Origin of the sequence: Szabonella alba (genome assembly GCF_016765775.1) — a bacterium.
Lineage (GTDB): Bacteria > Pseudomonadota > Alphaproteobacteria > Rhodobacterales > Rhodobacteraceae > Szabonella > Szabonella alba.
Genome location: NZ_JAESVN010000012.1, coordinates 20840 through 33947, shown reverse-complemented (window position 1 = coordinate 33947; position 13108 = coordinate 20840). Strand labels below are relative to the sequence as shown.

Below are 13108 nucleotides of genomic sequence, written 5' to 3'. Positions count from 1 at the left end.
ATCCTCTTTACCCAACCGTCCCTATTCAAAAGTCGGTTGGAAAAATCTCGATCAAAAGGTTTTCCCGGCGTAGCCTTTCGATCACGTCGGAGTTGATCCTCCACAAATTCGCAACCGAAACGCCGCCCTTGGTATAGCGGTTCAACTCAAATGCGCTGTCGAACTGCAGGCACTTCACCCGGAACGGATACAGGCCCCGCCCATACAGCAGGTCGTTCAATAAGTCCTCGCCCTCATAAAGCCAGTAACCCTGATTCACTGCAAGCAGCGTCATGGGGGCGTCGTCATGTCCTTCGGGCCCATGTTGATCCGGGTTGTCGCGCATTACAAGCCCTCCAGTAGTGCTGCCAGTTCGGCATCTATCGCATTCGGGTCGCTGGGTGTGTCCACATCGCCGAAACTGGCCAGCAGCGCATCCAGATCATCCTCGGCTGCCGCCGCTGTGTCCCCGGTTTCCCCAGTTTCCACGCCGTCATCGGGCGCGGGCATTTCCATTTCAAGGTCCAGCCCGCTGGCCACAGGGCCCTTGTCGCGGACCGGCGGCGCGCCGGACCACGGCCCCGCAATCTCGGATCCGGCCAAGGACTGGAACGAGGCCAGCCGCACCACATCCCGGCCCCGGATCGACACGACTGGCATATAGCCGCGCGTCATCGTGTGGCGCACCAGCGCCTCGGTCATGTTGCGTTCCGTGCAGGGCAGCGCCACCTGATCACCATGCCGGTCACGGGCAAAGTGATAGGGCATGTCGCCCATCGACATCTGCCCGCCCAGCGTCATCTTCGGCCCGCCCGCCTTCCATTCCGCGGCCATCAGCAACGCGGTCAGCAGCACCGGATTGGCCCAGAGCATGCCTTTCAGCCCTTCCTGTTCGGAAAACTCCTCAAACTCGAAAGCGTCGATCGGATCGGATTTGCGGCCATAAGGACGGCGCAGCAGGAAGCGCGGCGTGACCAGCCCCAGCCAGCCCGCCGCGTCATGCGCGCGCAACCCGTCCCAGGCCCGTGCGGTCAGCGGGTGACGGTCGCGCAGATCGACCTCCAGATAGCCCGGGGTGATCGCGGCAAAGAACGGCGCCTCGACATGGGCCGCGACCTGCGCCACCCGAGTCAGAAGTTCGGCATGGGGCGGGGTTTCCTCAAAGGTATAAAGCCCGAACAGCGCCGAAAAGCCGATCCCGCCCTCTTCCTGCAAGGGCGCATCCAGCAGCCGGAACAGGCCGGTCTGCGCCAGATCATCACTCGCGGCCAGATCGGCGGCCAGTTCCTCGGCGGAGACATCGAAAAGAATGATCTGCAGTTTCACATCGGTCTCGATGCGCCGCGCCAGAAGGTCCAGCCCGCGCCACTGCGCCTCGATGGCCTGAAATTCGGGGTGGTGCAGGATCAGTTTCATCGCCGAACCCATCGCCGCATCGACCGAGGCCTTCAGCACCGCCGCCTCGGGGCTGGGGCCGGGCACGACATGTGGGCCGATGATCTGGGCGATCATGTCATCCACCGGGGAGACCTGCGTCAGCCGCCCCGAAACATCGCCGATCAGTTTCTGGAAATCGCTCAAACGGCGGTCGGTGGGCACCGAGCTTGCGGCGGAATGGCGGTGGGTCGCGGTCGCCTGCGTCGTGAACTCCCCCGCCCAGCCCTGCATCTCGGCCACGGCACGCGCCGCCATCGAAGGCACGGACAGGCGCTGGCGCAGCCCTTTCAGCGCCTCGAAGATCTCACAATTGCCGACGATCTCATCCGGGTGCAGGTCGTCAAGCCCGCCCAAGGGCACCTCGATCCCCTTGCCGTCGGGGCCGACCGGCAGCACCAGCCGGGTTGCAAAGCCCTCGATCACCTCTTCGACCGTATCGACATCCAGTTCGATCGGGCGTCGGCGGGCCAGCGCATCGCCGGTCTCGATCTTGCCTGCGGCGGCCCGCCCCGAGAAATCCCCGAAAACCGCCATGCGGAACCGGGGCCGGGCCAGCGCCTCGGCCGAGGGTTTCGGCGCGGTGATCCGGGCGATGACCGGGCCTGCGGGCCTGGCCGCAGCGGCCTGCGGCGGCGCGGCCAGAAGATCGTCAAGCAGGGCCATGCTGTCCTCCATTTCCGTGACCGGGGCGGGCGCGCCCTCCTCTGCCGCCGCATCGGGTGCCGAAGCTTCACCGCCGAACGTGGCCAGCAGGTCGTCAAGATCGGTCCCATCTTCCGCGCCGGGTTCGGGCGCGCCCTCCTCTGCATCCGCATCGGGTGCCGAGGCCTCACCGCCCAGCGTGGCCAGCAGGTCGTCAAGATCAGTCCCGTCTTCCGCGTCGGGTTCGGGCGCGCCCTCCTCTGCATCCGCATCGGGTGCCGAAGCCTCACCGCCCAGCGTGGCCAGCAGGTCGTCAAGATCAGTCCCGTCTTCCGCGTCGGGTTCGGGCGCGATCTCTGCCACTTCCCCACCGAGTGCCGAAGCCTCACCGCCCAGCATGGCCATCAGGTCGTCAAGATCGGTCCCATCTTCCGCGTCGGGCTCAGGCGCGCCCTCCTCTGCATCCGCATCGGGTGCCGAAGCCTCACCGCCCAGCGTGGCCAGCAGGTCGTCAAGATCGGCCCCGTCTTCCGCGTCGGGGTCGACACTCTCACCTCCTGCAGATCCGACCAGCAGATCGTCAGGACCGGCCAGCGCATCATCTGTGGCCGGTGCCGGGATTTCAGCGTCGGGCGTTGGGTCCAGAAAAGCATCCAGCGCCGCCAGCGGATCCTCGGCAGGCGCCGGATCGGGCAGGCCATCCGGGGCTGTCTCGGCACCCTCCCCCGGCAAGGCAGGATCGGGAAGATCCCCGCCTGCCTCACCCTCATCCGCCGGTGAAAGCTCATCTGCCAGAAGATCCGCCAGCGGATCGAACTCGGCTCCCGACCCGCTCAGGACCGAGGCCAGCGCCTCTTCCGGCCCGGTATCGGTATCGACCAGCGGCGCGGCATCAGCCAGCAGATCGGCAAGCGGATCCTCGTGCGGTGCAACGGCGCGCAGGGCGTCCAGTGCGGCAGCGGATGTATCCGGCGTTCTTTCGTCCTCCGGCGTGGCCGAGCGTAGCGCGTCCAGCGCAGCGGCAGCCGTGTCAGTCGCGTCCTCAGCCTCCATGGGCGTAGTGGCGCGCAGAGCCTCCAAGGCAGCGGCAGCCGCGTCGGGTGTTTCTTCGTTCTCCGGCGTGGCCGAACGCAAAGCGTCCAGCGCGGCGGATGTCGTATCCGGCGCGTCCGCTTCCTCCGGCGTCGCCGAACGCAAAGCCTCCAGCGCGGAGGATCTCGTATCAGGCGCGCCGTCATCCTCCGGCGCAGCGGCACGCAAAGCGGCCAGCGCAGCGGATGTTGTATCCGGTGCTTCCTCAGCCTCTGGCGTAGCCGAACGCAAAGCGGCCAGCGTAGCGGATGCTGTATCCGGCGCTTCCTCAGCCTCCGGCGCAGCGGAACGCAAAGCGGCCAGCGCGGCGGATGTCGTATCCGGCGCTTCCTCAGCCTCCGGCGCAGCAGAGCGCAAGGCGTCAAGCGCAACGGTGGTCGTATCCGGCGCGTCTTCTTCTTTCGGTGCAACGGAACGCAAAGCGTCAAGCGCAGCGGACGTCGTATCTGGCGCGCTCCCATCCTCCGGCGTAGCCGAGCGCAAAGCGTCAAGCGCGGCGGCGGTCCTATCCGACGCCTCCCCATCCTCCGGCGCAGCAGAACGCAAAGCGTCCAGCGCGGCGGAAAGGCCGGGAGGTGACCGGTCCGGTTGCGTAGCGGCGTTGGTGGCAAGGGCCGACAGCAGCGCCGGGTCCTGCAAGGTCTGCTCGATCAGGGTCTCGGCCCCGGTCTTGCCATCCATATAGGTCATCAGATTGGAAAGCTGTGTGCGCGCCTCCAGCAGCTTGCGCAGGGGTTCCACCTTGCGGGCAATCTCGGCAGGGCTGAAATCGGCCATGCTTTCAAAGGTCAGATCGACCGCGACCTCACCCTCACCCGTCAGGGTATTGGGCACGGTGAAGGCGGCGCGCGGGCGCATGGATTTCATACGCGCGTCGAAATTGTCGGTGTCGATCTCCAGAAACTTCCGGTCGGCCACGGGCGGTTGCGGTTCTTCCGACTTGCCTGCCAGATCAGACATCACCCCCATGACAAAGGGCAGCTGGACCTTCTTTTCCGCGCCGTAAAGCTCCACATCATATTCGATCTGGACCCTTGGCGCGCGATTGCGGGAGATGAATTTCTGTGAACTGTCAGCCATTCTTCTGTTCCATCAGGGCCCGGATCTCGGTGCGCAGGGCCTGAACCTCTCCCTGCAGGGCAGCGACCTGTTCCCCGACCTGATCGGTTTCCGAGCGCACCAGATCACGTAGCTTTTCAAATTCGGCCTCGGCCTCGGCCTCCACCGCCGATTGCATCGTGTTGACCAACAGACCGATGAAAAGGTTCAGCACCGAAAAGGCGGTCATCACGATGAAGGGCACGAAAAACGCCCAAGCATAGGGATACTCATACATGACCGGGCGCACGATGCCCATCGACCAGCTTTCCAGCGTCATGATCTGGAACAGCGAATACAGCGATGCCCCCACCGTGCCGAACCATTCATCGAACTTCGCGCCGAACATGATCGTCGCCATCACCGCGAAAACATAGAACACGATCGACAGCATGATGATGACCGCGCCCATGCCGGGCAAGGCATCGAACAGCGCCTGTACCACCGACCGCATCTGCGGCACCGCCGACAGGATGCGCAGCGCCCGGATCACCCGCAGGGCGCGCAGCGCCGAAAGGCTGGTGGTCTGCGGCAAAAGCCCCAGACCCACCACGCAGAAATCGAACACATTCCACGCATTGCGGAAAAACGACAATCCATAGGCATAGAGTTTCGCCGCAATCTCCAGCACGAAGATCGCAAGGATAACCCGGTCCAACGTGTAGATCACGCCGGGCAGGTTGGTCTTGATGTAATCCGAAGTGGACAGCCCCAGAATGATCGCATTCAGGATGACCAGTGCAAGGATCGTGTTCCGCACGGCCGAACGTTCGATGAAAACCCGCAACCGCGCGCGGAACGTCCCGTCGTCCATTTCAGCGATTTCGCTCACCTCTCCGGCTCCTTCTGCGCTGCGGTGACCCCGCGCTTACTTTAGCGATTTCTCGATCTTCAGAAAGGCAGGCTTGAGCGTCTTGGCCGCCTTCAGGGCCTCCTGCGCCGACTTGTCCACCCCGGCCACGCGCTGCAGCTTGACGATCTCGGCCTTCACGCCCGCCGCGTCCAGCTTGCCTTCCTTGATCGTGGCCTCGGCCTCGTCGAGTGTCTTTTCAAAAGCCTCGGCCTCGCTCAGGAACTTCTGGAAGATCTTCTCGCTTTTCTCAATTTCTTTGGCAAAGTTCTGCAGGCCCGCATCATCGGCCTTGGCATGTTCCTTGGCCGATTTCATCAGAAAGGCCACGGCGGCATTGGCCTCCCGCCCAACCTTGTCGAACTGGCCCGAAACGGTGGCCATGTCCCCGGCCGCCTTGGTGAAGGCATTCTTGGCATTGCGTCCTGAAACCGCCTTTTCCAGCCATTTCATCACGTCGATGGCCGATTTCAGCGGACCGGTGAAGGCGCTCTTGAAGTCCACATTGTCAAGCTTGGCAAAGGCCGCCTTGCCATCCTTCAGCGCCTTCTTGTTGTCGCCGCCCTTTTCAAGCTCTTCCAGTTCCAGCGACAGCTTCTTGGTGATCGCTTTCACGATCTTGTCGTAATCCTTCGACAGCGCCGCCTCGGCCTTGGCATCGGGTTTGCCATCCTTGGCATATTGCCCGACCCGCACCGCAAGGATCTTCAGATCCCACCGCGCCGCGCCATACATCCCCGCATTCAGTGTCTTCTTCTTCCACTTGCGCGGGTCGAGCATGATTTTCTGCGAAAAGGTGATCTTGCCGAACTTCTTCGACAAGACCTTGCTTTCCTTAATGAACTCCTTGGCCTGCTTGGTCATCTCATCAAGCGGATCGGCGTCCAGTTCGGCGGTGAACTCGGTCTTGCCATCGGCTGCGGGCATGGTCTCTCTCCTCTTGATGAAAATGGATTTTCAGGATCTCGTCATTCAAAGGCGTAGGTGAATTCTCCGTCGGTCACGTCAATGGCGACCTTGCTGACCTCACCGCCGGTCATCATGCGGCGCAGGAATTCGGCCGAGATGTCCGGCAGCATGGTGTTGGTCACGATGGCGTCGATCATGCGGCCACCGGATTCCAGTTCCTGACAGCGGTCCACGATGGTCTGCACCACGGCGTCAGAATACTCGAACGGCACACCATGGGCCGACTGCACGCGCTTCTTGATGCGGTTCAGTTGCAGTTTGGTGATCTCGGCGATCATGGTCGGCGACAGCGGATAATAGGGGATCACCACCAGACGACCCAGCAGCGCCGGCGGGAAGATCTTCAGCAAGGGATCCCGCAGCGCCTTGGCCATGCCCTCGGGGTCGGGCATCAGATCGGGATCGGCGCACAGATCCATGATCATTTCCGTGCCCGCATTGGTGGTCAGCAGGATCAGACAGTTCTTGAAGTCGATGGACCGGCCTTCGCCATCCTCCATCACGCCCTTGTCGAAGACCTGAAAGAAGATCTCATGCACATCCGGATGGGCCTTTTCGACCTCATCCAGCAACACCACCGAATAGGGCTTGCGGCGTACCGCCTCGGTCAGCACCCCGCCCTCACCATAGCCGACATAGCCGGGAGGCGCGCCTTTCAGGCTGCTGACGGTATGGGCCTCCTGATACTCGGACATGTTGATGGTGATGACATTCTGTTCGCCGCCATAAAGCACCTCGGCCAGCGCCAGCGCGGTTTCGGTTTTCCCGACGCCCGACGTCCCCGCCAGCATGAAGACCCCGATGGGTTTTTGCGGGTTGTCGAGGCCCGCGCGGCTGGTCTGGATGCGTTTCGCGATCATCTTCATCGCGTGGTCCTGACCGATCACCCGCTTGGCCAGATGGGTTTCAAGGTTCAGGACGGTCTCGATCTCATCCTTGACCATCCGGCCCACCGGAATGCCGGTCCAGTCGCCCACCACCGTCGCCACGGCCTGCGCATCGACAATCGGCAGGATCAGCGGGCTGTCGCCCTGCATTTCCGTCAGGGCCGCGTTCTTGGCGCGCAGATCGGTGATCAGCGCCGCGCGGGCCTCGGGCTCCAGCGGGCTGGCGGGGGCATCGGCCTGATCGACCGGCGCGCCGCCCTCGCGCAATCTGGCGCGGATCGCAAGGATCTCCTCGACCACGGCCTTTTCTGCCTCCCAGCGTTCGGTCAGGCCTGCAAGGCGGGTTTCCTCCTCCCCCTTGGCATGGGTCACGGCGACGCGGCGTTCATGCACCTCATAACCTGCGGTCTCATCACGGCTGATGATTTCCAGCTCGGTCTCCAGCGCGGAAATGCGGCGACGGCTGTCGTCCACTTCCGCAGGCACCGCGAACTGGCTGATCGCCACGCGGGCGCAGGCGGTGTCCAGCACCGAAACGGATTTGTCGGGCAGTTGGCGGGCGGGGATATAGCGCGCCGACAGATTGACCGCTGCCTCGATCCCCTCATCCAGCACCTGCACCTTGTGGTGCTTTTCCAGCATGGACGCGATGCCGCGCATCATCATGATGGCCTTGGTGGGGCTCGGTTCATCCACCACAACCGTCTGGAACCGCCGGGTCAGGGCCGGGTCTTTTTCGATATGTTTCTTGTATTCCGCCCATGTCGTCGCGCCGATGGTGCGCAGCGTACCGCGCGCCAGCGCGGGTTTCAGCAGGTTCGCGGCATCGCCCGTGCCTGCGGCCCCACCAGCGCCCACCAATGTATGCGTCTCGTCGATGAACATGATGATCGGGGTCGTGCTGGCCTGCACCTCGTCGATCACCGACTTCAGGCGGTTCTCGAACTCGCCCTTCATGCTGGCCCCGGCCTGCAGCAGCCCGACATCAAGGCTCAGGATGCGCGCATCCTTCAGGCTGGGGGGCACGTCGCCGCGCGCGATGCGCAAAGCGAAGCCTTCGACCACCGCCGTCTTGCCCACGCCGGCCTCACCGGTCAGGATCGGATTGTTCTGACGCCGCCGCATCAGCACATCGACGACCTGCCGGATTTCCTCATCCCGGCCCACGATCGGGTCGATCTTGCCGTCACGGGCCTGCTGCGTCAGGTCGGTGCAGAACTGCTGCAACGCTTCTTCCTTGCCCATCTGGGCGGGCGCGATGGCGCCGGAATGTTCACCCGGGCTGACGCCGCCACCGGTGCTGCTGCCATCCTGCGGCGCCATGCGATCCTCGGGGGAGCCATCGGTGGCATCGGCGAAATTGTCGGCCAGATCGTCCGGCTTGATCTTGCGGAACTCCTCCGACACGCCGAACAGGATATTCTGCAATTCCTTGGTCTTGAGCATCCCCAGCACGATGTGCCCGGTGCGGACCTGACTGGAATTGTATTTCAGCGACCCGTAAACCCAGGCCCGTTCCACCGCGCTTTCCAGATGCGACGACAGGTCGGAAATCGCCGAGGCCCCCCGCGGCAGCGCATCCAGCGCGCGCGTCATGTCGCGCGCCATGTTGGACGCATCCAGCTTGTAATGCTGCGCGATGCGATGCACATCGCTGTCGGACCCCTGCAGGATCTGGTGGAACCAGTGCACGATCTCGACATAGGGGTTGCCGCGCAGCTTGCAGAAGACGGCGGCACTTTCGATGGCCTGATAGCCCAGCTTGTTCAATTTGCCAAACAGCGCAACCCTGCTGATCTCGCTCATGTCCTGTCACCTTTCCCTGTCCTGATGTCCGGCTGACAGCCGGATCGTATGCATCCCGTCAGATCAGACCGCAGCCCCTCCGCCATGGCGCCGCGCCAGCGCCACAGGGATAAGATACAGATCATCGGCATCGCTGTCGCCTGCCCGCGTTCCGATCCAGCTTGTATGTCCCAGCCGTGTTGTCTGGCCCAGAACCGCCTTGGGCACTTCCTCCTTGGCCAGCACAAGATTGATGTCCCAGTCCAGCGTATCGCCGACATAGTTGCGCACGATATCCTCCAGCCGTTGCAGTGACGGCGAACCGGGCATCATGCGCTGGAAATCGGGCAGGCTCATCGGGCCGATGCGCAGGCGGAACTTGGCGGAATGTGACCAGACCCGCGTGCCGATGCTGGTGCCCAGCCCCAGCCCCACGCGCTGCCCCAACTGCCAGCGGTCGCCCGCCTCAAGCTCCAGCCACTGGCCGACAAACTGCTGCAACCGCACCGGCGCGCGCACAAAGACCGAGATGATCGAGACTAGCCCGTTGGCATGGCGCGGACCGGCCGTCAGATGCCCGGCGAAATGCCGTTTTGCCAGATCGGGCATGGCGTCGCGATTGTCCATCGTGCGGCCCTTGTGGCCCGAAATCGCCGCCACTTTCTCGGCAAAGGAATCGGCGGCCTGCCGCCCCCGCCGCCCCCGCATCGACCGGTCGAAGGACGGCGCCGGATGTGCCACCGACCAGCCCCGGTAGAACAGACCGAACAGCCGGTGCGTCAGCATATTGCCAAAGGACAGCAGCGTCGGGTCGCGATGGTTACGATGGCGGTCGCGCACATATTCGGTGATATGCAGCGGCAGCGGCCCCTGCGGGCCGAACAGGCCGAAGAAGCGGTTGACCAGATGCCCCGGACGGCCATGGGCGGGCGGGGTCATGCCTGCGATGGTCGAGGTCGGAAAGGCCAGTTCCGCCTCTTGCCCCAGACGATAGGTTTCTTCACGCGGGCGCTGGCTTTCACCCAGACGCGGCGCATCGGGAAACTGCGCTTCGAGAATGCGAAGCGCGAGGAAGATGTGATAGCTGTCAGGCCGTGCCAGAAGCTGCGCGTAATGCGTCAGATGATCCGGCCCAGACCCGTTTCCGGTTTCCATCGGGCAATCTCTCCCCGTTGCTGCGTGTGCAGCACGGTTTCCGTAAAGCTGTTGATCGTCACGTAACGCCGGAAAAACCGCTCAAGAACCGAGCCGAGCAGATAGACACTCGTGCCCTCAAAGAAACTGTCGTCAAAGCCCAGCCGCAATTCAAGCCCGCGCACGGCGGTCGACATGACCCCGTCCGACATGCGCCGCACGATGGGGCGGCTGCTGACCGAGACCATGCCCTCGATCTGCTTTTCCACGGTGCGGTCACCCGTCGGCGCATAGATGCCCACCAGTTCACGCAGCGCCTCGATCCCGCCGCCGTTGGCGGTATCGGTGATCGACAGGTAATTCAGGCTCAGATGGCTGATAAGACGCCAAGCCGCATCCCCCTGCCCGATCATGCTGCGCGGGCGCGTCGGGTTCACCGGCGTGGTGATCCGGGCGACCGGACCGCCATCGGGCAGGTGAAACACATCCGCCCCCCCGGTGGACAGCAATAGCGGCAGATCGCGGTTGGAGCACATGGCCTGCACCGACAACTGGCCCAGATCGGTGCGATAGGGTGCCTCCCGCGGGTCGACCAGCGTCAAATAAAGCTCGGACCCAAGGTATGAGGTCCGCACCCCGCGCAGCCGCTCCTTCTCACTCCGCTGCCGCATGCGGCGGAACTGCGTGTAATAGGCCGGATGGTTGTCACCCGCCGCCGTGAAGTCATCGGCGGAATAGAAGGCGCGGAATTCCACATCCCTGTCGCCCTTTTCCGAGATGCCGGTGACCGAATTGATCGAGAACACCTCAAAGTCCAGCGGCGCGGTGCGGTCGGCGACGACATGATGTTCGACATCCCGCGTCGTAAGCAGAACGCGGTCGCAGCGCTTTTCAAACAGGTTGATCGCGGGGCTTGCATGCAGGGTGAAGGCGTCGGGCGTCACCGCCGAGGCAATCTCATGCATCCCGTCGCGCAGCAGAAGATAGATATCGACATCCGCGCCCTTGGATTTCTTCAGCGCGGCATTGATCCCGGTGATATCCACGAAATGATACCGCTCGGGCATCGCGAAATATTCCTGCAGCAGCCGGTAGCCGTCAAAGCTTTGCTTGGGGCGCGGCAGCAGCGATTCCGCCGGATCGAAGCCGCGCGGCGTGACGCGGGCGCCCGGCAGGTCCAGCACCCAGTCCGACCGCCGGTCGGTCGAACGGCCCGCAATCGCGGTGACCTGCGTGCTCAACAACTCATGCAGATCCCAGTTGCGCCCGCTGCGATTGTTGAAAAACAGCGTCAGCCGGTCCAGCGACAGGTCTGAAATCGTGTCAGCCCCCTTGCGGCGCAGGCGCAGCCGGATGCCGGCCCGCGCCTCGACATCCCGTGTGATCCCCGCCGCCACAAGCTGCCCGCGCCCGTCCAGATATTCCGCCTCGACAATCTCGATGGGCCAGAGCGTCACATCCTGTGAGGTCTCGAACACGCAGGGCGTGACATCGCCATCGCCCAGCGACGACCGCAACTGCGTGTTGCGCGGCACGACATAGCCATCCTTGGTCGCCGCGAGTGCCGAATCCGGTTCGAAGGCCACGATCATCATCGAGGGCGTCGGGGCCAGATAATGCGGATAGACGATTTCCAGCAGATGCTGGGTGAAATTCGGAAACTGCAGTTCCAGTTCCAGTTGCACCCGCGCCGACAGGAAGGCCACGCCTTCCAGCAGCCGTTCGACATAGGGGTCCAGCACCTCGGCGCTGTCCATGCCCAGACGGGATGCGATCTTGGGATAGGCCTCGGCAAATTCCGCGCCCATGTCGCGCAGATAGGCCAGTTCCGTCTCGTAATGTTTCAGCAGGCGGGTATCCATCAGCGCGCCCTGCCCGGCATCGCGCCCGCCGCACTGGGACGTTCCAGCTTCAGCTCGCCCGTGGTGATATCGACCTCGCTGCGCAGATACAGTTCCATCGGCAGGGGCTGGGCCCACATGTCGGCCGCAATATCAAAGGTCACGATGGTCTGCCCGGCCTTGTCAGTATCGCGCAACACTACCCCCAGTGATCCGGGAATGATGCGGGGTTCGAATTTCTCGATCGCGCGGTGAATGGAATCGCGTATGCGGATCGTGCGCTCCAGCGTTGAATACTCGCCCGCCACTTCCTGCACGCCGTAGGTCAGCACCGACTGGGCCACATTCGGATAGCGTTCCGGGTCGATCAGCCCGGAATTGTCATAGGTATTCAGCAGCCATGACAGATCCCGCTGAATGATCTCCCGCAGGCGGCGCAGGTCGATCACCCGGCTGTCGCGCGTTTCCTTGGGATTTGTCGGGTCTTCGTCTGTCAGCCGGTCAAGCAGGGATGGCTGAAGCCGTTCGGTCAGCGCATGTTCGGCCATCAGCCCTCCGGAGCGGGATCAGTGTCAGGATGGTTGATCGTCAGCGCCCGCAGATCCATCAGCGCCGTATCGCCCGTATCGGTGGCAAGCAGCCGCTGGCCGGTTCCGGCAAAGGTCTCGGCCCCCAGATCGGCCCAGTTGGTTTCCCGCGCCAGTTTTTCGGCCTGGCTGCCCCGTTCGGCGGTCCCGGCATAGCGGGTCGGGATCAGTGCCACGATATCGCCGCCGTTTTTCAGCACGATATTCACCGGGGTCCAGACGCAATCGCGCAGATCCTTGGGCGGCTCGGCCATGATGGACCGGATCATGTTGAAGGGCATCCAGAAATAGCGGCCGTTCACGACCGCCTCCAGCACCGGACCGATGCGCATATCGGCATCGGCGATCCATTCGAAAGGTTCACCGTTCAGGGTGCCGGTCACCGCTGGTGCAGCCTCAAAGGCGCGGGCGCGCAGGCTGGCGGCATCCTCGGCGCGGCCCGCAGCCTGCGCCTTCAGCGCCTCGATCATCAGCGCCAGCCATTCCTGCGGCTCACCGAAGATCAGCGGCTCTTTTTCGCCCGCGAATACCTTGTCACGGTAAACCTCACAGATGATGCCTTCGCGATAGGTCTGCGCCATCGAGGTTGCAGCGGCGTCCAGTTCAGCCGAAACCTTCAGCTGCGTGATCGCGCGTTTCCAGTCGCCCAGAACGCAAAGCAGCTGGAACAGGAAGATCCGCAGCCGCGCATCACCGGACTTGGCCCGGATTTCGGCCTGAAGGGCCGACAGCGTGGCGTCGAGATCGCCGGTTTTCAGCAGCTCTTCAGCCCGCATCGGAATATTCCTGACTTCTGGTCATGCTTGC

At 63.4% G+C, this 13108-nt stretch carries 9 protein-coding genes and 1 pseudogene; all 10 read right to left on the bottom strand.

The window, feature by feature from the left end; translation table 11 throughout:
- Positions 1 to 25: 25 nt before the first annotated feature.
- The 10 genes and pseudogenes from JL811_RS17755 to JL811_RS17715 all read right to left on the bottom strand — a co-directional run bounded on the left by JL811_RS17755 (position 26) and on the right by JL811_RS17715 (position 13077).
- Positions 26 to 325 (bottom strand): hypothetical protein, encoded by a 300-nt coding sequence (locus tag JL811_RS17755; RefSeq protein ID WP_202690052.1) that lies wholly within the window; start codon positions 323 to 325, stop codon positions 26 to 28.
- Entirely contained in the window at positions 325 to 3111 is a 2787-nt protein-coding gene (locus JL811_RS20280) for a type VI secretion system contractile sheath domain-containing protein (protein ID WP_337924767.1), read from the bottom strand. Before JL811_RS20280 ends, JL811_RS17755 begins: the two co-directional genes overlap by 1 nt.
- A 645-nt stretch (positions 3112 to 3756) precedes the next feature.
- A pseudogene (gene tssB, locus JL811_RS20020) lies at positions 3757 to 4230 on the bottom strand (type VI secretion system contractile sheath small subunit); the annotation flags it as partial.
- Positions 4223 to 5062, bottom strand: coding sequence for an ion transporter (locus tag JL811_RS17745; RefSeq protein ID WP_202690088.1), 840 nt, complete (start codon positions 5060 to 5062; stop codon positions 4223 to 4225). The pseudogene tssB and the gene JL811_RS17745, both read right to left, overlap by 8 nt.
- 54 nt (positions 5063 to 5116) lie before the next feature.
- Positions 5117 to 6025, bottom strand: coding sequence for a hypothetical protein (locus JL811_RS17740; protein WP_202690050.1), 909 nt, complete (start codon positions 6023 to 6025; stop codon positions 5117 to 5119).
- Between the two features lie 41 nt (positions 6026 to 6066).
- Positions 6067 to 8760: a type VI secretion system ATPase TssH gene (gene tssH, locus JL811_RS17735; RefSeq protein ID WP_202690049.1), complete on the bottom strand. Its 2694-nt coding sequence runs from the start codon at positions 8758 to 8760 to the stop codon at positions 6067 to 6069.
- Positions 8761 to 8823: 63 nt separating this feature from the next.
- Positions 8824 to 9894, bottom strand: coding sequence for a type VI secretion system baseplate subunit TssG (gene tssG / locus JL811_RS17730; RefSeq protein WP_202690048.1), 1071 nt, complete (start codon positions 9892 to 9894; stop codon positions 8824 to 8826).
- A complete protein-coding gene (tssF, locus tag JL811_RS17725; protein WP_202690047.1) occupies positions 9858 to 11735 on the bottom strand; it encodes a type VI secretion system baseplate subunit TssF in 1878 nt (625 codons plus the stop codon). Before tssF ends, tssG begins: the two co-directional genes overlap by 37 nt.
- Complete coding sequence (gene tssE / locus JL811_RS17720) at positions 11735 to 12262, bottom strand: type VI secretion system baseplate subunit TssE (RefSeq protein ID WP_202690046.1); 528 nt, start codon at positions 12260 to 12262, stop codon at positions 11735 to 11737. The genes tssF and tssE overlap by 1 nt, the downstream gene beginning before the upstream one ends.
- Positions 12262 to 13077 (bottom strand): type VI secretion system accessory protein TagJ, encoded by an 816-nt coding sequence (locus JL811_RS17715; RefSeq protein WP_202690045.1) that lies wholly within the window; start codon positions 13075 to 13077, stop codon positions 12262 to 12264. The genes tssE and JL811_RS17715 overlap by 1 nt, the downstream gene beginning before the upstream one ends.
- Positions 13078 to 13108 lie beyond the last annotated feature (31 nt).